General features: G+C 57.1%; 21 protein-coding genes. 10 read left to right on the top strand and 11 right to left on the bottom strand.

Annotated features, from left to right (window positions below):
* Positions 1-30 precede the first annotated feature (30 nt).
* Together AC6I8D_RS10125 and AC6I8D_RS10120 are read right to left on the bottom strand one after the other, a co-directional pair.
* Entirely contained in the window at positions 31-975 is a 945-nt protein-coding gene (locus AC6I8D_RS10125; protein ID WP_497820094.1) for a glycosyltransferase family 2 protein, read from the bottom strand.
* Entirely contained in the window at positions 972-1,331 is a 360-nt protein-coding gene (locus AC6I8D_RS10120) for a GtrA family protein (protein WP_312757071.1), read from the bottom strand. Before AC6I8D_RS10120 ends, AC6I8D_RS10125 begins: the two co-directional genes overlap by 4 nt.
* A gap of 230 nt (positions 1,332-1,561) precedes the next feature.
* Between AC6I8D_RS10120 and tyrR the strand changes: the two genes are divergently transcribed.
* Positions 1,562-3,127 carry a transcriptional regulator TyrR gene (gene tyrR, locus AC6I8D_RS10115; protein ID WP_312054506.1) on the top strand — a complete coding sequence of 522 codons (1,566 nt, stop codon included), beginning with the start codon at positions 1,562-1,564 and terminating at the stop codon, positions 3,125-3,127.
* Between the two features lie 52 nt (positions 3,128-3,179).
* On the opposite strand, the gene tpx is transcribed toward tyrR, so the two are convergent.
* Entirely contained in the window at positions 3,180-3,683 is a 504-nt protein-coding gene (tpx, locus tag AC6I8D_RS10110) for a thiol peroxidase (RefSeq protein ID WP_312054508.1), read from the bottom strand.
* Between the two features lie 155 nt (positions 3,684-3,838).
* Here tpx and ycjG point away from each other — a divergent pair, with 155 nt between their 5' ends.
* Positions 3,839-4,822 (top strand): L-Ala-D/L-Glu epimerase, encoded by a 984-nt coding sequence (gene ycjG, locus AC6I8D_RS10105; protein ID WP_497820093.1) that lies wholly within the window; start codon positions 3,839-3,841, stop codon positions 4,820-4,822.
* Here ycjG and mpaA read toward each other — a convergent pair.
* Positions 4,797-5,504 (bottom strand): murein tripeptide amidase MpaA, encoded by a 708-nt coding sequence (gene mpaA / locus AC6I8D_RS10100; protein WP_312054511.1) that lies wholly within the window; start codon positions 5,502-5,504, stop codon positions 4,797-4,799. The two genes, ycjG and mpaA, sit on opposite strands and share 26 nt — an antisense overlap.
* A 155-nt stretch (positions 5,505-5,659) precedes the next feature.
* Here mpaA and AC6I8D_RS10095 point away from each other — a divergent pair, with 155 nt between their 5' ends.
* From AC6I8D_RS10095 to ynaL, 3 genes are all read left to right on the top strand, one after another.
* On the top strand, positions 5,660-7,279 hold the full coding sequence (locus tag AC6I8D_RS10095; RefSeq protein WP_312757349.1) for a peptide ABC transporter substrate-binding protein: 1,620 nt from the start codon (positions 5,660-5,662) through the stop codon (positions 7,277-7,279).
* A gap of 118 nt (positions 7,280-7,397) precedes the next feature.
* A complete protein-coding gene (zntB, locus tag AC6I8D_RS10090; RefSeq protein ID WP_312054512.1) occupies positions 7,398-8,381 on the top strand; it encodes a zinc transporter ZntB in 984 nt (327 codons plus the stop codon).
* 309 nt (positions 8,382-8,690) lie between these two features.
* Positions 8,691-8,837, top strand: coding sequence for a proline-rich small protein YnaL (gene ynaL, locus AC6I8D_RS10085; RefSeq protein ID WP_162836816.1), 147 nt, complete (start codon positions 8,691-8,693; stop codon positions 8,835-8,837).
* 49 nt (positions 8,838-8,886) lie between these two features.
* Here ynaL and ttcA read toward each other — a convergent pair whose 3' ends face one another.
* Both ttcA and AC6I8D_RS10075 read right to left on the bottom strand, forming a co-directional pair.
* Entirely contained in the window at positions 8,887-9,807 is a 921-nt protein-coding gene (gene ttcA, locus AC6I8D_RS10080; protein WP_312054514.1) for a tRNA 2-thiocytidine(32) synthetase TtcA, read from the bottom strand.
* Positions 9,808-9,956: 149 nt separating this feature from the next.
* Positions 9,957-10,613, bottom strand: a complete 657-nt coding sequence (locus tag AC6I8D_RS10075; RefSeq protein WP_312054516.1) for an MgtC/SapB family protein — start codon at positions 10,611-10,613, stop codon at positions 9,957-9,959.
* Between the two features lie 184 nt (positions 10,614-10,797).
* Between AC6I8D_RS10075 and AC6I8D_RS10070 the strand changes: the two genes are divergently transcribed.
* Positions 10,798-11,073 (top strand): putative hemolysin, encoded by a 276-nt coding sequence (locus tag AC6I8D_RS10070; RefSeq protein ID WP_312054518.1) that lies wholly within the window; start codon positions 10,798-10,800, stop codon positions 11,071-11,073.
* Between the two features lie 52 nt (positions 11,074-11,125).
* On the opposite strand, the gene AC6I8D_RS10065 is transcribed toward AC6I8D_RS10070, so the two are convergent.
* Positions 11,126-12,118: a 2-hydroxyacid dehydrogenase gene (locus AC6I8D_RS10065; protein ID WP_312757067.1), complete on the bottom strand. Its 993-nt coding sequence runs from the start codon at positions 12,116-12,118 to the stop codon at positions 11,126-11,128.
* Between the two features lie 147 nt (positions 12,119-12,265).
* Here AC6I8D_RS10065 and AC6I8D_RS10060 point away from each other — a divergent pair, with 147 nt between their 5' ends.
* The 3 genes from AC6I8D_RS10060 to AC6I8D_RS10050 are packed head-to-tail and all read left to right on the top strand — an operon-like array spanning position 12,266 to position 15,416.
* Positions 12,266-14,896 carry a YdbH family protein gene (locus AC6I8D_RS10060; protein WP_497820092.1) on the top strand — a complete coding sequence of 877 codons (2,631 nt, stop codon included), beginning with the start codon at positions 12,266-12,268 and terminating at the stop codon, positions 14,894-14,896.
* Positions 14,893-15,081 carry a YnbE family lipoprotein gene (locus AC6I8D_RS10055; RefSeq protein ID WP_031376780.1) on the top strand — a complete coding sequence of 63 codons (189 nt, stop codon included), beginning with the start codon at positions 14,893-14,895 and terminating at the stop codon, positions 15,079-15,081. Before AC6I8D_RS10060 ends, AC6I8D_RS10055 begins: the two co-directional genes overlap by 4 nt.
* 11 nt (positions 15,082-15,092) lie before the next feature.
* Positions 15,093-15,416, top strand: a complete 324-nt coding sequence (locus AC6I8D_RS10050; protein ID WP_497820091.1) for a YdbL family probable chaperone protein — start codon at positions 15,093-15,095, stop codon at positions 15,414-15,416.
* A gap of 56 nt (positions 15,417-15,472) precedes the next feature.
* Here AC6I8D_RS10050 and azoR read toward each other — a convergent pair whose 3' ends face one another.
* On the bottom strand, positions 15,473-16,072 hold the full coding sequence (gene azoR / locus AC6I8D_RS10045; protein ID WP_336755282.1) for an FMN-dependent NADH-azoreductase: 600 nt from the start codon (positions 16,070-16,072) through the stop codon (positions 15,473-15,475).
* A 256-nt stretch (positions 16,073-16,328) separates the two neighbouring features.
* Between azoR and hrpA the strand changes: the two genes are divergently transcribed.
* Positions 16,329-20,231: an ATP-dependent RNA helicase HrpA gene (hrpA, locus tag AC6I8D_RS10040; RefSeq protein WP_497820090.1), complete on the top strand. Its 3,903-nt coding sequence runs from the start codon at positions 16,329-16,331 to the stop codon at positions 20,229-20,231.
* 61 nt (positions 20,232-20,292) lie between these two features.
* Here the strand turns inward: hrpA and AC6I8D_RS10035 are convergent, their stop codons facing one another.
* The 3 genes from AC6I8D_RS10035 to asr all read right to left on the bottom strand — a co-directional run bounded on the left by AC6I8D_RS10035 (position 20,293) and on the right by asr (position 21,919).
* Entirely contained in the window at positions 20,293-21,102 is an 810-nt protein-coding gene (locus AC6I8D_RS10035; RefSeq protein ID WP_312054528.1) for a trypsin-like serine peptidase, read from the bottom strand.
* A gap of 114 nt (positions 21,103-21,216) precedes the next feature.
* Positions 21,217-21,297: a small membrane protein YdgU gene (gene ydgU / locus AC6I8D_RS10030; RefSeq protein WP_456152378.1), complete on the bottom strand. Its 81-nt coding sequence runs from the start codon at positions 21,295-21,297 to the stop codon at positions 21,217-21,219.
* 82 nt (positions 21,298-21,379) lie between these two features.
* Positions 21,380-21,919: an acid resistance repetitive basic protein Asr gene (gene asr / locus AC6I8D_RS10025; protein WP_497820089.1), complete on the bottom strand. Its 540-nt coding sequence runs from the start codon at positions 21,917-21,919 to the stop codon at positions 21,380-21,382.
* Positions 21,920-21,979 lie beyond the last annotated feature (60 nt).

Genomic DNA, 21,979 nt, shown 5'->3' with positions numbered 1-21,979 from the left:
GCTGCTGTTGCCACGCAGTGGCATAATTCATCATCTTTCAGTGCGGGTATTTTTTAACTTATCGCTGTTTCGCAAAATATAACGAGGCCGGTTTTTGGTCTCGATATAGATGCGGCCGATATATTCGCCGAGCACGCCAATGCCGATAAGCTGGACGCCGCCCAGAAACAGCACTGAAACCAGGATCGAGGGATAGCCCGGCACCGGATTGCCAAACAGCAGTTTGTCGATAATCAGCCACAGGCCATAAAGAAAGGCTAATGAGGCGACCAGAAATCCAATATACGACCAGATACGAAGCGGGACGGTCGAGAATGAGGTCACTCCCTCCAGCGCCAGATTCCACAGCTTCCAGCCGCTGAATTTACTGTTGCCCGCTATTCGTTCAGTACGGACATATTCCACAATCTCTGTCTGCCCGCCAACCCAGCTAAGAATACCTTTCATGAATAAATTTTTTTCAGGCAGCAGCTTAATATTTTCCACCACTTCCCGTGACATTAGCCGGAAATCACCCACGTTCTCTTCTATCCGGGGATGGCTGATGCAGTTATGCAGCTTATAAAACCAGTGCGCGGTCTTACGTTTCAGATGGCCATCGGCGCTGCGGTCAATACGCTTGGCTAAGACGATATCAGCACCCGCCTGCCACTTGCTGACCATTTGCGGAATCAGCGTAATCGGGTCCTGCAAATCAACGTCAATCGGGATGATGGCCTCCCCTGTGGCGGCTTCCAGCCCGGCGAACAGCGCCGCCTCTTTGCCAAAATTACGGATAAAGGAGAGGGTGCGCACCAGCGGATCGCGCTGGCTAAGCTGGGTGACCACTGCCCGTGTGGCATCCGTACTGCCATCATCAATAATAACAATTTCAACCTGCCACTCGGCAAATGCGGCATATTTCCTGACGGCATCGTAAAAAAGAGGAATCACCTGCTCCTCATTGAAAACCGGCACCACCAGAGAAATCTTCATTTCTTTCCTTTAAACACAATAAAGTGGGAAAAGATAAAGCCACAGGCCAGGCTCAGGGCCGAAGAGGTTATCAGCGTAACGATCGGGTAAAGGCCGATCCGGTCCGCCAGGTAGCCAACACCAAAGGCCATCGCCCCCATAAAAATCACAAACAGAATATAGCGAAAAGGAGTGGCTTGCTGATTAAAGGTCCAGCGTGCATTAACAAAGAATGAAAAAGTCACCGCCAGACCAAAGGCAATAAGATTCGCGGTGGATTGCAGAAAGCCCTGACTGATACAGATAAAAAATGTGATCCAGTGGATCAGAGTATTCAACACGCCAACGGTCAGGTATTTAGCAAAGAAGATAAGCATTTTATAATCGTTATTAATGGGTTGAGTGAAATATACAGCAAGTCAGCAACGATCAAAAGTTTCATACTGACAAAGACTGACAGTCCCAGCTTCCTGCACAAATCGGTGGCAGGCAGTATAAAAGGCAGCCAAACGCCGGGTGAGTGTCAACTTTTCCTGACAGAGCCCTTTCTGCGGCCGCATCTCTTAGCGTATCATCGGCCCATCTGAAGCTGATTAAGGCCATCACAATGCGTCTGGAAGTGTTCTGTCAGGACCGAATCGGTCTGACGCGTGAACTGCTCGACCTGTTGGTTGCGCGCAATATCGATCTGCGCGGTATCGAAATCGCGGCGTTAGGCCGCATCTACCTCAACTTTTCCGCGCTGGAATTTGATGCTTTCAGCAGCCTGATGGCAGAAATTCGGCGTACACCGGGCGTAACAGATGTGCGCACCGTGGCGTACATGCCGTCGGAACGTGAGCATCGTGCGTTGAGTGCGCTGCTGGTGGCGATGCCGGAACCGGTCTTCTCTATCGATCTGAAAAGTAAGGTGGAACTGGCGAACCCGGCGGCGCAGAACCTGTTCAATCTCGATGAACAGAAGATGCGTAATTTCAGTGCCGGAAACCTGATTAACGGTTTCAATTTCATGCGCTGGCTGGAAAGCGAGCGGGTGGAAGCGCAGGCGCAGCACGTGGTGATTGAAGGGCGAGATTTCCTGATGGAAGCGCGCCCGATCTATCTCTCCGGTGAAGAGGGCCAGAACGATCAGCCGGTCGGTGCCATGGTGATGCTGAAATCGACCGCGCGCATGGGCCAGCAGTTACAGAACCTGGTGGTAACCGACGAATCGGAGTTTGATCACATCGTCGCGGTGACGCCAAAAATGCGTCAGGTGGTAGAACAGGCGCGCAAGCTGGCGATGCACGATGCGCCGTTGCTGATCATTGGTGACACTGGCACCGGTAAAGATATGCTGGCCCGCGCCTGTCATCTGCGCAGTGCGCGCGGTAAAAAGCCGTTCCTGGCGCTGAACTGCGCCTCGCTGCCGGATGACGTTGCCGAGAGCGAACTGTTTGGTCATGCCGCCGGTGCCTACCCGAATGCGTTAGAAGGCAAGAAAGGCTTCTTTGAACAGGCCAATGGCGGCTCAGTCTTGCTGGATGAGATCGGCGAGATGTCGCCAAGAATGCAGACCAAACTGCTGCGTTTCCTCAATGATGGGACCTTCCGCCGGGTCGGCGAAGAGCATGAAGTGCATGTCAATGTGCGCGTCATCTGCGCCACCCAGAAGAACCTGATTGAGCTGGTGCAGCGCGGCGAATTCCGTGAGGATCTGTTTTACCGGCTGAACGTCCTGACTCTGCATCTGCCACCGCTGCGCGATCGTCCGCAGGATATCCTGCCGCTGACCGAGATGTTTGTCGCCCGCTTCGCCGACGAACAGGGCATGCCTCGTCCACGCCTGTCGCCGCAGCTTAATGCCTTTTTAACCCGCTATGCCTGGCCAGGTAACGTGCGTCAGTTGAAAAATGCACTCTACCGCGCGCTGACCCAGCTGGAAGGCTATGAACTGCGTCCCCAGGATATTGTGTTACCGGAGCAGGCGCTGGATGTGTCGTTAGGCGATGAGGCACTGGAAGGCACGCTGGATCAGATTACCAGCCGTTTTGAGCGCTCGATTCTGACCCGGCTCTATCTCTCTTATCCCAGCACCCGCAAGCTGGCTAAACGGCTCGGCGTATCGCACACCGCGATTGCCAATAAGCTGCGTGAGTATGGTCTGGGGCAGAAGCGGACCGAAAGCGAGTAGGTGAGCTGCGAAGGTGATAATAAAGCGGATAACCGGGTTATCCGCTTTTTTTTTACTTCAGCGCTGCCAGCGCCGCGTCATAATCCGGCTCAGTGGTAATTTCATCCACCAGCTGGCTGTAGATCACCTTGTCGTCTTCATCCAGCACGATCACCGCGCGGGCCGTCAGGCCTTCCAGCGCGCCATCGGCAATTTCCACCCCGTAGTCATACTTAAACTCTGAACCGCGCAGGGTCGACAGCGTCACCACGTTGCTGAGGTTCTCTGCGCCACAAAAGCGCGACTGGGCAAACGGCAAATCAGCAGAGATGCACAGCACAACCGTGTTACTCAGTTCACCCGCCGCCTGATTAAACTTGCGAACTGAAGTTGCACAGACGCCGGTATCAATGCTGGGGAAAATGTTCAGAATTTTACGTTTTCCTGCATACTCAGAGAGCGCAACGTTGACCAGGTTTTTTGCCACCAGCGTGAATGCTTTGGCTTTATCGCCAGCCTGAGGAAACTGACCCGCAACCGGTACTGCGTTACCCTGAAAATGAACAGTCTGAGACATACTGATTCCTTTTTGATGGTGAAGAGATCTGACTTATAAACGGCTAAAAACGCACTATAGTGGTTGTTTATGACATAAAATTTAAGGGTTTACGAGTTCAATTATTGAGTTTAGCGCAGGCAGCCTGCCATTGCGTTGCAGATTCTGGAGAGTAAATGAGAACGGTAAAAAGTTATCCCGAAGCCTGGCCGCTACATACGCCGTTTGTCATTGCCCGTGGAACACGCACTGAAGTAAAAGTGGTGGTGGTTGAAATTGAAGAGGCGGGCGTGAAAGGCGTCGGTGAAGCGACGCCTTATGCACGCTACGGTGAAACCGAAGCCTCGGTACTGACACAAATCGCCTCGCTGCTGCCTGCCTTACAGCAGGGAATGACGCGCGCAGCGCTGCAACAGGCACTGCCCGCCGGCGCGGCGCGCAACGCCATCGATAGCGCGTTATGGGATCTGGCGGCCCGCCAGCAACGGAGCAGCCTGTGGCAGCTCAGCGGCGTGGTGGCACCCGAGGGTGTGGTCACCGCCCAGACCGTCAGCATTGATACGCCGGAAGCGATGGCCAGCAGCGCCCAGGCGCTGTGGCAGCACGGGGCGACGCTGCTGAAAATTAAGCTGGATAACAATTTTATTACCGAACGACTGATGGCGATCCGCGCCGCGGTGCCGCAGGCGACGTTAATCGTCGACGCTAACGAATCGTGGCATGCGGAGGGACTGGCGGCGCGCTGTCAGCTGCTGGCCGATATCGGGGTGGCGATGCTGGAGCAGCCGCTGCCGGCCGGAGAAGATGCGGCGCTGGAGAACTTTATTCATCCGTTGCCGATCTGCGCCGATGAAAGCTGCCACACCCGTGACAGCCTGGCCGCGCTGCGCGGTCGTTATGAGATGGTCAACATCAAGCTGGATAAAGCCGGTGGACTGACCGAGGCGCTGGCGCTGGCCGCCGCCGCCCGGCAGCAAGGCTTTGCGCTGATGCTTGGCTGCATGCTCTGTACCTCACGCGCCATTCGCGCCGCATTGCCGCTGGTGCCGCAAACCCGCTTTGCTGACTTAGACGGGCCGACCTGGCTGGCGGTCGACGCTGAACCGGCCATTAAGGTGCAGAACGGTCAGCTGATCATTGCTGCCAGCGCAGCAGATTAATCATCATCTCCAGATAGGTTTCCGTGGCTTCATCGACTGAAATCACCGGCATTTCTGCCGTGACGCACGGCAGGCTGAGATCCTTACACCAGCTACCAAACGAGCCTGGCGTGTCATAACCGACGCTGCTGACGCGCGGCAGGCCGGTCTGTTGCGCCAGCCAGCCGCCGATCTCCGCCTGATGCGGATCGTCAATGCAGCCGAGCGGCTCGTGCCACGAAACAATCCAGCGCGGCTTGAGCTGATGAATCAGGGCGCACAGCGCCTGGGTTTCCGGTTCAGAAGCCGGATGGCTGCCGGTGGATAAGGCGACGTCACGCGCATCCGCCACGCTGTTCCAGCGATAGACCGTGTCGCCTGATTGCCAGTTCGCCGCCGGGAAATTGCGGTTGAGATCGACGCCGTTGGCGTTAGCGCGCAATCCCAGCTGACAGCCATCCGGGTTGACCGCCAGCACCACGTGATGGCGGCGCAGCGCATCCGGCAAGCTGCGAAGCGCGGCAGAAAGCGTGGCGATCGCCGCATTTTCGTCGCCGTGGGTGCCCGCCAGGATCAGTCCGCTGTCGGCATCGCCCAGCGGAGCCGGAAACCACAGCAGCGGCGCGCCCAGCACTGAGCGGCCATACTGCTGATACGGAACGTCCAGTTTGCCGCGCAGCGGTCGTGGGTGTAATGACGACATGGTGATTTCCTTTGAAAGGGTTTTCCTAAAAGTAGCGGAAAAGCGGCGCGCGGAAAATAGCTATTTATCAATCAGCAATTTGCGATAAAGTGCCGCAAGACAAGCTGCGTCGGCATCGGACCGGGGCAGCGCTTCTTTGGGGTAAAGGAGTGATGATGGTTAAGACCTTTCGCATGACGCTGGCGGCGCTCAGCCTGAGCAGCGTACTCACACCCGCGATGGCGGCGACGCTGCCCGCCGGCGCGCAACTCGCTGACCAGCAACAGATTGTCCGTCATATCAAAGATGAGCCCGCCTCGCTCGATCCGCTCAAAGCGGTCGGGCTGCCGGAAATTCAGGTTATCCGCGATCTGTTTGAAGGACTGACTAATCAGGATGCGCACGGCAAAATCGTCCCCGGCGTGGCGCAAAGCTGGAGCAGCAGCGATAACAAAACCTGGATCTTTACCCTGCGCAACAACGCCCGCTGGTCCAACGGCGAGCCGGTCACCGCACAGGATTTCGTCTACAGCTGGCAGCGTCTGGTTGATCCTAAAAACAGTTCGGCCTTTGCCTGGTTTGCCGGCTTAAGCGGCATTGAAAATGCAGCAGCGATCACCAAAGGCGAGATGACGCCCGACAAGCTGGGCGTGGTGGCCCAGGACAACAGCCGGCTGAAGGTCACCCTTGACCGCCCGGTGCCGTGGTTCCCGGCGCTGGTCGCCAACGTGGCGCTGTTTCCGGTTCCGCAGCAGGTGATCGCACAGCAGGGCGACAGCTGGACTGCGCCAGGCAAGCTGGTGGGTAACGGCGCTTATCAGTTGAGTGAGCGAGTGGTGAATGAAAAGATAGTGCTGACGCGCAACCCGCACTACTGGGACGACGCCCACTCGGTGCTGACCAAAGTCACCTTCGTACCAATCAACGAAGAGTCGAGCGCCACCAAACGCTATCGCTCAAACGATATCGACATTACCGAATCCTTCCCTAAAAACATGTATGCGCTGCTGAAGAAAACCCTGCCGGGACAGGTGTATACCCCGGACCAGCTCGGCACCTATTACTACGCGTTCAATACCCAAAAAGGCCCGACTGCGGATGTGCGGGTGCGTAAAGCGCTGTCATGGTCGATTGACCGCCAGATTATTGCCGATAAGGTGCTGGGAACCGGCGAAAAGCCCGCGTGGCACTTTACGCCAGACGTTACCGCCGGCTTTAAGCCGCTGCCGTCTTTCCTGCAACAGCATGACCAGAACAGTCTGAATGCCCAGGCCAAAGCGCTGCTGGCCTCTGCCGGCTATGGACCGGGCAAGCCGCTGCGCCTCAAGCTGCTGTACAACACCTCTGAGAGCCATCAGAAAATCGCGATTGCGGTGGCCTCGATGTGGAAAAAGAACCTTGGCGTTGATGTCACACTGGAGAATCAGGAGTGGAAAACCTACATCGACAGCCGCAACAGCGGCAATTTCGATGTGATCCGCGCTTCCTGGGTTGGCGATTACAACGAGCCTTCCACCTTTCTCAATCTGCTGACCTCGGGTAACAGCAGCAATATCGCGCGCTTCAGCAATGCGGACTATGACGCGGTGCTTGCCAAGGCCAGCAAAGAGACCAGCGACCAGGCACGCAACAGCGATTACAACCGTGCCGAGCAGATTCTGGCTGAGCAGGCACCAATCGCGCCGATTTATCAGTACACTAACGGTCGTCTGATCAAACCCTGGGTCAAAGGCTATCCGATCACTAACCCGGAAGATGTGGCCTACAGCCGCGAACTGTGGATTGAAAAGCACTAAGCCGTTTGCGGCCTGCTGTCAGGCCGCAGAGTGACATCTTTCCACCCAGCCCGGTAATTGCAACTCAACGCCGCCACGCTAGACTGTATCGTATTGATTTTGATAGTGAGGCAAGGTTGTGGATGTAATAGACGGAAAAGCATTGCAGGTTTCAGACGCCATCATTTCCTGCCAGCTGGATGGAAAGGGCGGGTTAATCCCGATTGCAGAAGATGAAGTGATCCACTGCGAGCGGCCCTGCTGGCTGCACCTGAATTATACCCATCGTCAGAGTGCGGAATGGCTGCAATCGACGCCGCAAATCCCTGATGCGGTGCGTGACGCGTTAGCCGGCGACAGCATGCGTCCGCGCGTCAGCCGGCTGGGCGACGGGTTTATGATTGTGCTGCGCAGCGTTAACCATAACAGCGATGCGCGTCCCGACCAGCTGGTGGCGATGCGGGTGTTCATCAACGATAAACTGATTGTCTCGACCCGGCGGCGCAAAGTGTTCGCGGTGGATGAGGTGCTGACCGATCTGCAAAACGGTAACGGGCCGATCGACTGTGGCAGCTGGCTGGTGGACGTTTGCGATGCGCTGACCGATCACACCAGCGAATTTATCGAACAGCTGCACGACAAAATCATCGAAATGGAAGATGCGCTGCTGGACCAGCGGATGCCGGCGCGCGGCGAACTGGGCTTACTGCGCAAGCAGCTGATCGTCATGCGGCGTTATATGGCACCGCAGCGCGACGTCTATGCCCGGCTGGCCAGCGAGAAGCTGGCGTGGATGGACGACAGCGAACGGCGACGGATGCAGGAGATTGCCGATCGCCTCGGACGCGGGCTGGATGACCTCGACGCTGGCGTGGCGCGGACCGCCATTCTGGCCGATGAAGTCGCCTCGCAGATGGCGGAGTCGATGAATCGCCGCACCTATACCATGTCACTGATGGCGATGATTTTCCTGCCCGCTACCTTTCTGACCGGTTTATTCGGCGTCAATCTGGGCGGCATCCCGGGCGGGGAGTGGCGGTACGGATTTTCGATCTTCTGTCTGCTGCTGGTGGTGCTGGCGCTCAGCGTGGCGGGCTATCTGCGCAGGCGGCGCTGGCTGTAGTGCATCACCAGCAGCGCAGTCCGGTGTGAAAAGCGGCGCTGAATACCCGCTGAACGCGTTAAGCGAAAAAAAGCTGATCGATATCAATAACCCTTAAGCGCGACTGACGCAAACTCTCTCCCGCAGGTGAATGCAACGTCAAGCGATGGGCGTTGCGCTCCATATTGTCTTACTTCCTGATTTAGAATTAATGCATAGCACATTTAATTCGAAACACGCCGGCCACTGTGCCGGCTTTTTTTTGCCGCCTGGCTGTGATGCGTTTCCTTTCCTATGCTTAAACTTCATTCGCAAGAAAAGGAGTACGGCATGAACGCGATTCTTAACAGCGAGCCGATCCCCACGGATCCGACCCCGATTCCTGACCCGATTCCCCAGCCACAACCGCAACCCGATCCGCCACCGGACCCGGAGTTTCCGCCGGTAATGGATCCGCCACCGCACCGAAACATATAAAAAAAGGGCGTGCTGTCAGCAGCACGCCCTTAATCATGGTGAAGTGGCGTTATTTAATCTGCACCACATCCAGCCGCGCGCTGACATCCGGCGCGTCTTCTTCCTCTACCCGCCAGCCCGCTGGCTGCAGCGGCAGGGTTTCACGGTCAAACGCCAGATCGCCACCATCCACCACCGCATCGCCGTGCTTAATCCCTTTAAAATCGAACAGGTTAATGTCCGCCAGGTGTGAAGGCACCACGTTCTGCACTGCGCTGAACATGGTTTCGATACGGCCCGGATAACGCTTGTCCCAGTCACGCAGCATATCGGCCACCACCTGACGCTGCAGGTTCGGCTGCGAGCCACACAGGTTGCAGGGAATAATCGGGAACTGACGGGCTTCAGAGAAGCGGATGATATCTTTCTCGCGGCAGTAGGCCAGCGGGCGAATCACAATGTGCTTGCCATCATCGCTCATCAGTTTTGGTGGCATGCCTTTCATTTTGCCGCCGTAGAACATGTTCAGGAACAGGGTTTGCAGGATGTCATCACGGTGGTGGCCCAGCGCAATTTTGGTGCAACCCAGCTCGCTGGCGACACGATAAAGAATACCGCGGCGCAGACGAGAACAGAGTGAGCAGGTGGTTTTGCCTTCCGGGATCTTATCTTTAACAATCGAGTAGGTATCTTCTTCGATGATGCGGTAGTCGACACCTTGCGACGCCAGATATTCTGGCAGAATGTGCTCCGGGAATCCCGGCTGCTTCTGATCGAGGTTAACCGCAATCAGGCTGAAATTGACCGGCGCGCTCTTTTGCAGGCTGCGCAGGATTTCCAGCATGGTGTAACTGTCTTTACCGCCTGACAGGCAGACCATGATGCGGTCGCCTTCTTCGATCATATTAAAATCAGCAATCGCTTCGCCGACATGGCGACGCAGGCGTTTCTGTAATTTGTTGAAATTATACTGTTCTTTTGAACTGGTCACGTGATTCCTGGCCTGTAAACAGAGACGTCAGCGTCACGGCTGACAATAGAAATAACTTTTGCTGCGTATGGTACTTAATGTGCGCTGAAATACCAGTGCCAATTGGCGGCGGGCAGGGGCAAAAGCTGGCCTGCCTGCAATAAAGCTGATTACATCATCTCCAGCGATTGCACGCCTTTGATTTCCATCACCTTATCGTACAGATGTGCATCATTTGATTTGCGTGACAACGTCACCTGAACGCTGAGTTCGCACAGGCCGCTCTCTTCATCGCGATTGATCACCGTCACGTTGCCGTAGCGTATTCTTTCCCGCTGCATCACCAGCAGCACCAGCGGGACGCTTTTGGGTTTGAGAAACACCAGCAGGGTATGATGTTTGCCAATCAAAAAATGGCTGAGACGGCGAAACACTTCCAGCACCACCAGCGCCAGCACCGTGCCGTAGATACCGATCTCGTACATCCCGCTGCCGATCACCAGGCCAATCGCTGCGGTAACCCACAGACCCGCGGCGGTGGTTAATCCTTTCACCACCTGTTTCTGAATCATAATGGTGCCCGCGCCGAGGAAGCCCATACCGCTGACCACCTGGGCCGCTACGCGACTCGGGTCCAGCGCGACGTGCTCATTACTCAGCATATCGGCAAAACCATATTTCGACACCAGCATAAACATCGCGCTGCCAATTGCCACCAGAATGTGGGTGCGCAGTCCCGCCTCTTTGGCCCGCATCTGACGTTCCATTCCGATCAGACCGCCCAGCACGCCCGCCAGCGCGATGCGAATTAACATGTCCATTAACATGGCATTACTCCGATTTAATAAACGCCGGGAAAGTCTGAAGATTCCCTGATAGCAGGTAAACAAGATAATTCTGCTTGAAAATGCCGCTGGAGAATTTTGTAAAAAGCTGTTTCACCCCTCGACCCCTTGCGCTGCCTGACATATGCTGGCTTAGCCTTTAACCCCAACCCCCGGAGTCTGACTGATGAAAGCAGCCACCTTTTTGCTGGCCGGTGCCGCGCTGATCCTCTCTGCCTGTAGCAGCAACAGTGATGACAACGAGCCACCGCAACAGGCGACAGCCGCCCATATTCAGCCACGGGTGGTGATGTCCTCGCTGGCCGAAAGCACCTGTTCGAATGCAGGCGGCACGCTGGCTTTTTCCCATCAGCTTGACGGTTCCCGGGTTGGCATGTGTCAGTTAGTGAACGGTCGTCGTTGTGATGAACAGGCATTGATTGGCGGACGCTGCGCCCGTTAAGTCAGACGCTACGCCCGTTACGTGACAGGCCGGAGATTTCCGGCCCGCATTTTCAGGCAGAGAGGCAATTCGGGCAATTTTCGCCGCGGTCGAGCTGGCGAAGATTATTCAGAGTCGTTTCAGAGATGGCGGTCAGCGCTTCGGCGGTTAAGAACGCCTGATGACCGGTAAACAGCACGTTGTGGCAGGCCGAGAGCCGGCGGAATATATCGTCCTGAATCACATCATTCGACTTATCTTCAAAGAACAGATCGCGTTCATTCTCATACACGTCCATGCCGAGCGACCCAATCTTCTGCTGCTTCAGCGCGTCAATCGCCGCCTGTGAATCAATCAGGCTACCGCGGCTGGTGTTGATGATCATCACGCCATCACGCATCTGGCTGAACGCCTCGGCGTTAAGCAGATGATGGTTTTCCGGCGTCAGTGGGCAGTGCAGGGTAATCACGTGCGATTCTGCAAACAGCGTTTTCAGGTCGACATATTCAGCCCCCAACGCCAGCGCCGCATCGCTGGGATAGGGATCAAACGCCAGCAGGCGCATGCCTAATCCCTTGAGGATCCGCATTGTCGCGATACCAATTTTGCCGGTGCCAATGACGCCAGCGGTTTTACCGTGCATATTAAATCCGGTCAGGCCGTCGAGTGAGAAGTTGGCGTCACGGGTGCGTTGATAGGCGCGATGGATGCGGCGGTTCAGGGTGAGCATCAGACCGACCGTATGTTCTGCCACCGCTTCCGGCGAATAGGCGGGCACTCTGACAACCGGCAGACCCAGCTCCTTCGCGGCGTCCAAATCGACATTGTTAAATCCGGCACAGCGCAGGGCGATGTACTTCACGCCCAGCGACGCCAGCTCTTCCAGTACCGGGCGGCTGCCATCATCATTGACAAAGATACAGACGGCATCACAGCCGACGGCGTTTTTCGCCGTGCTCTCGGTCAGCAAAAAGTCAAAAAAGACCAGCTCAAAACCGAACTGCTGATTAACCTGTTCGAGGTACTTCTGATCGTAATGTTTGGTGCTGTAAACCGCGATCTTCATCGTTGTACTCCTGCATACGGGTGTGGATCAAGAATAACGTTTTCTGACTGACTTTGCTCTAACCGCTGATTTACGCGCTGGCCGGACCTTCACCTTCCGGGCGTTACATGCCATCATCGTTGTCAGGATACTGTAAGGAAAAGGATTATGGCTGTGATGCCACGGATTTTCCGGCGACGGCTGGCGGCCCTTCTGGCGCTGATTCTGCTGCTGCTGGGCGTGCTGCTGACGATCACCCAATGGCTGCCACGGTTAGTCGGTATCTGGCTGCCGGCAGAAACCCGCATTGCGCTCGCCGGTTCGCCGCGCTGGCGGGATGGCGGCCTGTGGTTCCCCGGCATTCGCTATCTGGCCCAGGATTGTCCGCTGGCGGAGATCCAGTCGGCCTCGCTCGGCTGGCATGATTCGCGCTGGAAGCTGAATGCCGCCCGGCTGACGCTGAACAGCGAATGCCTGCAAAAATTGCCTGCCGGTGACGGCCCGTCGCCAGCGCCGAAAACGCTGGCTGAGTGGCAGGCGATGCTGCCGGGGGCCGACATTCATCTGGCGAAGCTGGTCGTCACGCCGTGGCAGACTTACGCCGGCGCGCTGGATCTGACGCTGGAAAAACAGCGTCAGCAACTCGGTTATCAGGGGGAGAATCTGCAGCTGGCGGCAACGCTGACCGGCCAGCAGCTTGCCATCAGTCGCCTGACGCTTAATCATGCCGCGTTACCTGAGCCGGTCACGCTGAGCGGTCACCTCGAACTTCCGACCTTCGCTAACGGGCTGCCGGTCAACGGTGAGGTGGCCGGGCAACTGGCGCTGTCCGCGCTGCCGCATCCGCTGCAACTGACTCTTAACTGGCAGCAGCAGCAGGGCGTGCTGAGCGTGGCGATGCCGGATACCGCACAGCCACTGCTGCGACTGCCGTGGCAGGCGAGCCACGATCAGATTCACATCCGGCACGGTCAGTACTTCTGGCCGCTGGCTGGCCAGCCGCTGTCAGGTTTCATTAATCTGACGCTGGACAACTGGCAGGCGGGCCTCGACGCCAGCCAGATTAGCGGCCGGGTTAACCTGCTGACCCAGGGACGCGGCGGCAAAGGCAACGTGGTGCTGGGTATCGGTCCGGGTCATCTGAGTTTGACCGACAGCCACCTGCCGTTTCAGCTAACGGGCGAAAGCAAGCTCTCTGACCTGCAGCTTTACGGCTCGATTCCGGGCCTCCTTAGCGGCTCATTGCTCGACCCACAACTTCTGCTGCAACCTAAATCGCTGCTGCGACTGCGCGGCCGTCTGCTCTCGACGCTGGAGGTGGATGAGGCGCGCTGGCCGCTGGCCGGCGTCCGGATCTCCACCCAGGGGATTGATGGCCGGCTGCAGGCGATCCTCAATGCGCACGACGCCAGTTTTGGCCGTTTCCGGCTGCACCTGGACGGGCGCGCCACGGATTTCTGGCCGGATAAAGGCGAATGGAACTGGCGCTACTGGGGCGGAGGTGAGATGCGGCCGCTGCAGGCGCGCTGGGATGTTAAAGGCACCGGCGGCTGGCGGGACACGCTGATTCATCTCGATACGCTCTCCACCGGCTTCAACCACCTCGCTTACGGTAGCGTTCAGGTGGAAAAGCCGCGTCTGACGTTGACCGCGCCGGTCAACTGGCAGCGCGCTGAGGCGCATCCGGCGTTTAATGGCGGCTTCAGGCTGCAGGCGGGGCCAACCCGTTTCAGCTATGGCGGCAGGCTGGCGGACGCGACGCTCGACTTCGACGCCACCGGCCGCGACCCGGGGAATTTCATCTGGCGTGGCGCGCTTAACGCCGGTGAGGTGGGGCCGCTGCGGGTCCACGGTCGCTGGGATGGTGAACGGCTGCGGGGCGAAGCCTGGTGGCCAACTCAATCACTAACCGTATTCCAGCCGCTTCTCAGTCCGGATCTGAAAATGCAGATCCGCAGCGGCGAGCTGCAGGCGCAGGTGGCATTTTCAGCGGCGCGCGATCAGGGATTCCAGGCCGGCGGGCACTGGACGGTCAAAGCGGGCAGTCTCTGGACTCCTGACAGCCAGATTAACGGCGTTGATTTCTCGCTGCCGTTCCGGCTGAAAGATCAGCAGTGGCAGTTTGGACAGCACGGTCCGGTTTCGCTGCGCATCGCCGAGGTCAAAAATCAGTTTGCGATGCAGAACATCCGTGCCGATCTGCAAGGGGCCTGGCCGTGGAGCGAACAGGCACCGCTGACCCTGCAGGATGTCAGCCTCGATCTGTTGGGCGGGCAGATCAGCTTACCATCCTTACAGATGCCGCAGCATCAGCCGGCGCGGGTTTCACTGCGTAATATCAGCCTGAGCGAGCTGGTGACGGCGATCAAACCGAAACAGTTTGCCATGTCCGGCCGGGTAAACGGCGAGCTGCCGCTGTGGCTGAATAATCCGCGCTGGCTGATTGAGAAAGGGTGGATCGCCAACAGTGGGCCGCTGACCTTCCGGCTCGATAAAGATATGGCGGATGCGATCACCCGCAATAACGTGGCGACCGGCGCGGCGCTGGACTGGCTGCGCTACATGGAGATCTCCCGCTCGTGGGCCACCATCAACCTGAATAATCTCGGCGATCTCACCATGGAGGCGCAGGTGCAGGGCGTTAGCCGCTTCAGCAACCGTCGGCAGACCGTCAACCTCAACTATCATCATCAGGAAAATTTGTTTCAGCTGTGGCGCAGCCTGCGCTTTGGCGATAATTTGCAATCCTGGGTGGAGCAACATGCCACTCTGCCATCGAACAAGGACACCTCACCATGAGCCTCAGGGCATTACTGGTTCTGGCAGCCGGGCTGCCGCTGATCGGCTGTGTGCCGCGCATTGAAGTGACGGCACCTAAAGATCCGATCACCATCAATATGAACGTGAAAATCGAGCATGAGATTCACATCAAAGTGGATAAAGACGTGGAAGCGTTATTGAAAAACCAGAGCGATCTGTTCTGAGGAGAGCGAGTATGAAACGCATCAGCGTGGCCCTGTTACTCGCCCTGGTGATGGCCCAGCCTGCCTGGGCGCTGACGCTGGACGAGGCCCGCCAGTCGGGCCGGGTGGGCGAGACCCTATCGGGCTATCTGGCCGCCCGGGCGCAGGACAGCGAAACTCTGGCACTGACCGAACGCATTAACGCCGGACGGCAGCAGCAGTATCAGCGAGTGGCAGAGCAGAACCATTTAACCACCGACGAGGTCGCCAGCATCGCCGGACAGAAGCTGGTCAGCCGGGCCGCAGCGGGGGAGTATGTGCGCGGCATCAACGGTCAGTGGCTGAAAAAAGAGTAACGGCAGGCGAAAAAAAGCCGGGCACAAGGCCCGGCAAGTACAACGGCATCAAAAGATTATGCAGTGACGATCTGCTGGATAGCGTCTTTAGCTTCAGCGGTCGCTTTGTTAGCCACTTCCGGACCGTAAGCGATACCTTCAGCGAACACGAACTCAACATCGGTGATACCGATAAAGCCCAGGAACAGCTTCACGTATGGCGTCAGCAGATCGGACGCGGTGTCTTTGTGAATGCCGCCGCGGCTGGAGATCACCACCGCACGTTTGCCTTTCACCAGACCTTCCGGACCTGCTTCGGTGTAGCGGAACGTCACGCCAGCACGGGCGATCAGATCGAAGTAGTTCTTCAGCTGAGTCGGGATGTTGAAGTTATACATTGGCGCAGCAATCACGATTTCATCATGTGCCTGCAGTTCTGCAATCAGTTCATCCGACAGCGCCAGCGCTTCCTGCTGACGTGGCGACAGTGGCGCATCAGACGGACGCAGCGCACCGACCAGCTCACCATCCAGTACCGGAATCGGGTTAGCCGCCAGATCGCGTACCGTCACTTCTTTGCCCTGAGATTTTGCCTGTTCAACATAGAAGTCAGCCAGTTGGCTGGATTGTGAATAGCCTGCGAGGATGCTTGATTTCAGAACTAAAACTTTGCTCATGGTGATTTCCTGTCTGTAACGCGGAAGGCTTTCCGCTCAATGGTTTACACTCTACGGTTATCAATGGCGCGGTGAAAGCGCAATATTTCGAGGTCAATGTTCGAATTTATTGAATAAGCGTAACGTGCGCCGCCCTCCGGCACAGGTCGAAATGTGCTATGATGCGCACAATTATTTTATTGAATCAGCCGGTTAACCCGGCTTGCAGCGCGCTGCTACCGGCAGCGACAGCGTCTGAGTAAGGTACGTCATTATTATGTCATCTCCCGATACCTCCCCACTGGCTTCGCTCTGGTCACGACTTGACGGGTTAATGCTGCGCGACCGCCAGCGCCTGCAACGTCGCTTACAGGGTGCCAGGAAAGTGAAAAACCCGGCCGCTCAGCAGGGCATCGCCAGCGAACTGGAGCAGGATTTTAGCGCCGCCGAGCAGAAGGTGGCCCAGCGTCGCGCCGCCACGCCGGCCATCACCTTCCCGGAAAATCTGCCGGTCAGCCAGAAACAGCAGGATATTGCTGCGGCGATTCGCGATCATCAGGTGGTGATTGTGGCGGGTGAAACCGGCTCCGGTAAAACCACCCAGCTGCCGAAGATCTGTCTGGCGCTGGGGCGTGGCGTGACCGGGCTGATTGGTCATACCCAGCCGCGTCGCCTGGCGGCGCGCACCGTGGCGAACCGCATTGCCGACGAGCTGGATACCTCGCTCGGCGGTTGCGTCGGTTACAAAGTGCGTTTCAACGATCAGGTCAGCGATCTGACCCAGATTAAATTGATGACCGACGGGATTTTGCTGGCGGAAATTCAGCAGGACCGCCTGCTGATGCAGTATGACACCATCATTATCGATGAGGCGCATGAGCGCAGCCTGAACATCGACTTCCTGCTGGGCTACCTGCGTGAACTGCTGCCGCGTCGGCCCGATCTGAAAGTGATCATCACCTCAGCCACCATCGATCCGCAGCGGTTTTCGCGGCATTTTAATAATGCGCCGGTGATTGAGGTCTCGGGTCGCACCTATCCGGTGGAAGTGCGTTACCGACCGGTAGTGGAAGAGGCGGATGACGGCGATCGCGATCAGCTGCAGGCGATCTTTGACGCGGTGGATGAACTGAGCCATGAGAGCCGCGGCGACATCCTGATATTCATGAGCGGTGAACGTGAAATCCGTGATACCGCAGACGCGCTGATCAAACGCGATCTGCCGCATACCGAGATTCTGCCGCTCTACGCCCGGCTGTCAAATGCCGAGCAGAACCGGGTATTCCAGTCACACAGCGGCCGGCGGATTGTGCTGGCCACCAACGTGGCGGAAACCTCGCTAACGGTGCCCGGCATCAAATATGTTATCGATCCCGGAACCGCGCGCATCAGCCGCTACAGCTTCCGCACCAAAGTGCAGCGGCTGCCGATTGAGCCGATTTCACAGGCGTCGGCCAATCAGCGTAAAGGGCGCTGTGGACGTGTGTCAGAAGGGATCTGTATCCGGCTCTATTCCGAAGATGACTTCCTCAGTCGTCCGGCGTTTACCGATCCTGAAATCCTGCGCACCAACCTGGCGTCGGTGATTCTGCAGATGACCGCGCTGGGGCTGGGCGATATCGCCGCGTTCCCGTTTGTTGAAGCGCCGGATAAGCGCAACATTCAGGATGGGGTACGCCTGCTGGAAGAGCTGGGCGCGCTGACCCTGAACGAAGAGGACGGCCATTATCGGCTGACCGGTTCCGGCCGTCAGCTGGCGCAGTTGCCGGTCGATCCAAGACTGGCGCGAATGGTGCTGGAAGCGCAGAAATTCGGCTGCGTGCGTGAAGTGATGATCATCACCGCCGGCTTATCAATTCAGGACCCGCGCGAGCGTCCGGCCGAGAAAAAGCAGGCGTCTGACGAAAAACATCGGCGATTTGCTGATAAAGATTCCGACTTCCTCGCCTTCGTTAACCTGTGGAATTACCTGGCGGAGCAGCAGAAAGCGCTGTCGGGTAACCTGTTCCGCCGCCAGTGCAAAAGCGATTTCCTCAACTATCTGCGGGTGCGGGAATGGCAGGATATCTACACCCAGTTGCGGCAGGTGGTGCGCGAGCTGGGCATTCCGGTCAACAGTGAGCCGGCAGGCATGCGCGAAGTTCACTGCGCGCTGTTAAGCGGCCTGCTGTCGCATATCGGCCAGAAAGATGCGGATAAGCAGGAGTTTACCGGCGCGCGTAATACCCGCTTCGCCATCTTCCCCGGCTCCGGGCTGTTTAAGAAGCCGCCGAAGTGGACCATGGTGGCGGAACTGGTGGAGACCAGCCGGCTGTGGGGCCGCACCGCCGGGCGCATCGAACCGGAGTGGATTGAGCCGCTGGCCCAGCACCTGATCAAGCGCAGCTACAGCGAACCGCACTGGGAGAAATTGCAGGGCGCGGTGATGGCCACCGAGAAAGTAACGCTGTATGGCCTGCCGATTGTGGCGGCGCGCAAAGTTAATTATGGTGGCATTGATCCGACCCTGAGCCGCGAGCTGTTTATCCGTCATGCGCTGGTAGAGGGCGACTGGCAGACGCGTCACGCCTTCTTCCGCAACAATCAGAAGCTGCGCAGCGAAGTCGAAGATCTGGAGCATAAATCGCGTCGTCGCGACATTCTGGTCGATGACGAAACCCTGTTCGCCTTTTACGATCGGCGTATCGGTAAAGAGGTGGTGTCGGCGAAGCACTTTGATAGCTGGTGGAAACAGGCCAGCCGCGACAACCCGGAATTGCTTAACTTTGATAAGCAGATGCTGATCAAGGAGGGTGCGGACAAGGTCAGCCAGCTCGACTATCCCAACTTCTGGCATCAGGGCAACCTCAAGCTGAAGCTCAGCTACCAGTTTGAACCGGGTGCTGATGCCGACGGCGTGACGGTGCATATCCCGCTGCCGCTGCTTAACCAGGTGGAAGAGAGTGGCTTTGAGTGGCAGATTCCGGGCGTGCGGCGCGAACTGATTATTGCGCTGATTAAGTCGCTGCCTAAGCCGCTGCGGCGCAATCTGGTGCCGGCACCGAACTACGCCGAAGCGTTTCAGGGTCGGGTCACGGCAATGGAGATGCCGCTGCTGGATGCGCTGTCACGGGAGTTTCGCCGCATGACCGGCGTCACGCTGGAGCGGGAAAACTGGCAGTGGGATCAGGTGCCCGATCATCTGAAAATGACCTTCCGGGTGGTGGATGAACACAACCGCAAACTGCTGGAAGGCAAAGATCTGACCGCCCTCAAGGCGCAGCTGAAAGGCAAAGTGCAGGAAACCCTGTCAAAAGTGGCGGACGACGGGCTGGAACAGAGTGGCTTGCATATCTGGAGCTTCGGCGACCTGCCGCGCAGCTACGAGCAGAAGCGCGGCAGCTATCAGGTGAAAGCCTGGCCGGCGCTGGTTGATGAGAAAGAGAGCGTCGCGATTCGGCTGTTCGACAGCGAGCAGGAGCAGCAGAAGATGATGTGGCGCGGACAGCGCCGTCTGCTGCTGCTCAACGTGCCGTCGCCGGTGAAGTACCTGCACGAAAAACTGCCGAACAAAGCCAAGCTCGGGCTCTACTTTAACCCGTATGGCAAAGTGCTGGAGTTAATCGACGACTGTATCGCCTGCGGTATTGACAAGCTGATTGCCGAAGCGGGCGGACCGGCCTGGGATCAGGCCGGGTTCGAGGCGCTGCGGGACAAGGTGCGCGGCGAACTGAATGAGACTGTGGTGACCATTGCTAAGCAGGTCGAACAGATCCTGACGGCGGTGTTCAACATCAATAAGCGCCTGAAAGGGCGGGTCGACATGACGATGGCGCTGGCGTTATCCGATATCAAAGCGCAGCTCAGTGGCCTGGTCTATCGCGGTTTTGTCACCGGCAACGGCTGGCAGCGGCTGGGCGACAGCCTGCGCTATCTGCATGGCATCGAACGGCGGCTGGAAAAACTGCCCGCCGATCCGCACAGCGATCGGGCGCGGATGCTGAAAGTGCAGGCGGTGGAGCAGGCGTATCAGGCGTGGCGCAATAAATTGCCGCCGCAGCGTCAGGACGATGAAGAAGTGCAGGCGATTCGCTGGATGATCGAAGAGCTGCGGATCAGCTACTTTGCTCAGCAGCTCGGCACGCCTTATCCCATCTCTGATAAGCGCATTCTGCAAACCATGGAGCAGATTGCGGGCTGATAAAAAATCGGGGCGCGTCAGTGATGACGCGCCCCGGCTTCTGTTTGCAGCACCTGGCCGATTACTGCGCTAACGCTTCCAGCTCGTCTCTGAACGAGGTAACGGCAATCGCCCGGTTGTCGGCCAGATAACGATCTTTCGCGGCGGGCGCTGAGCTTTGCACCGCAATCAACTGCCAGCCTTTATCACTGTTCAGCAGCAGCGGCGAACCACTGTCGCCGGGCAGCGTATCACACTGATGCGACAGCACGGCGCGTTGCGCCCAGCCGGTAATCAGACAGTCACTGTGAGAATACAGCGTATCAAGATGATCGGCCGGATAACCCGCCTGGGTCACTTTACGACCGGTCTGTTTCAGCGCCGCCGTTAACTCACTGCGTGAGCCATCAAACAGCGGAATCGGCGTAATGGCAGAAGGGGGATTACGCAAAATTACGATGCCATAATCAAACGGCGCGGCGTTGCTCGGCACGATCCAGCCTTCACCGTCCGCTTTCAGCTTTGAGGCCAGCGACGGTTCGACGCGGGCATCAATGTCGTGGATTTCATAACGCCAGCCTTTATCACTGGCCATAAAGCGCAGCGCAACCGGCTTATCAAAATTACCCGGTGGCGCAAGTAAGCAGTGTCCGGCCGTCAGGGCCAGATGCGGTGAGATCAGCGTGGCGGTGCAGAGATTACCGCTTTCGGTTTCCAGCTGGCCAATGGCATCCCAGGGGGCCGCGGTAATATCGGTGATCGCTTTGCGTTGGTCTTTGCCGAAAAACAGCATTTTGATTTCGTCAGGCGTTGGCGTGTCGTCATCATCATCGGCGTGAGCAAAGGAGGTAAAGCTGAAAAGTCCAACCATTAACAAGATAGCCAGGCGCATAGAACTCTCAATGACGAGAAAAATTGACGTTATTGTTATCAAGCAACTGCGATAACTATAGTCTGTGAGCGCTAAAAAAGGGAGTTTTATTGGTTAATCAGTACGCTACAACCGTTAAATAAAAAAGCTGGCTGCCACAATGCCACACAGGATCATAATCAGCAGAATAATTTCGAAGCGATAGCGACGCACCATTTCATCCACTCCAGTAAAGAAACACCCGGCATAACCGGGTGTTTTTATTCATTAACGCGTGGTCGGGCGCGCTTCGGCGACCTTAGTTCTTAGCCGCTGGTTTAACGACTTTTTTGTGGTGAACTTTTTTAGCAGCCTGGGCTTTCTGTGCCGCTGGCTTGGTTACTTTCTTGTGGTGAACTTTTTTAGCAGCCTGGGCTTTCTGTGCCGCTGGCTTGGTTACTTTCTTGTGGTGAACTTTTTTAGCGGCCTGGGCTTTCTGTGCCGCTGGCTTGGTTACTTTCTTGTGGTGCACTTTCTTAGCCGCCTGGGCTTTCTGTGCCGCTGGCTTGGCTGCTTTCTTGTGGTGCACTTTCTTAGCCGCCTGCGCTTTCTGCGCAGCCGGTTTCACTGCTTTCTTGTGGTGAACTTTTTTAGCCGCCTGCGCTTTCTGGGCTGCGTCTTTCTTCATCACTTTTTTGTGTTTCTTGTGTTCAGTTTTGTGTGCAGTTTTCGCTGGTGCTGCTGCGGTAGTTGAAGTCGCAGCTGGCGCAGCGGCAGGAGCAGCCGTGGTTTCAGCAGCGAAGGCAACAGAAGAGATACCCATAGCAGCGGCGACAACCAGTGCAAATAATTTTTTCATTGCAAATTCCTCGGACATTTTTTTCATGTGTAGCCCACTGCGGGGCCGGTGAAGAGACTA

It is taken from the genome of Pantoea sp. X-Soil-MYKO-1785 (genome assembly GCF_059730675.1).
The sequence above is the reverse complement of the archived record's forward strand: the minus strand, read 5'-3'. Positions and strand labels throughout refer to the sequence as shown.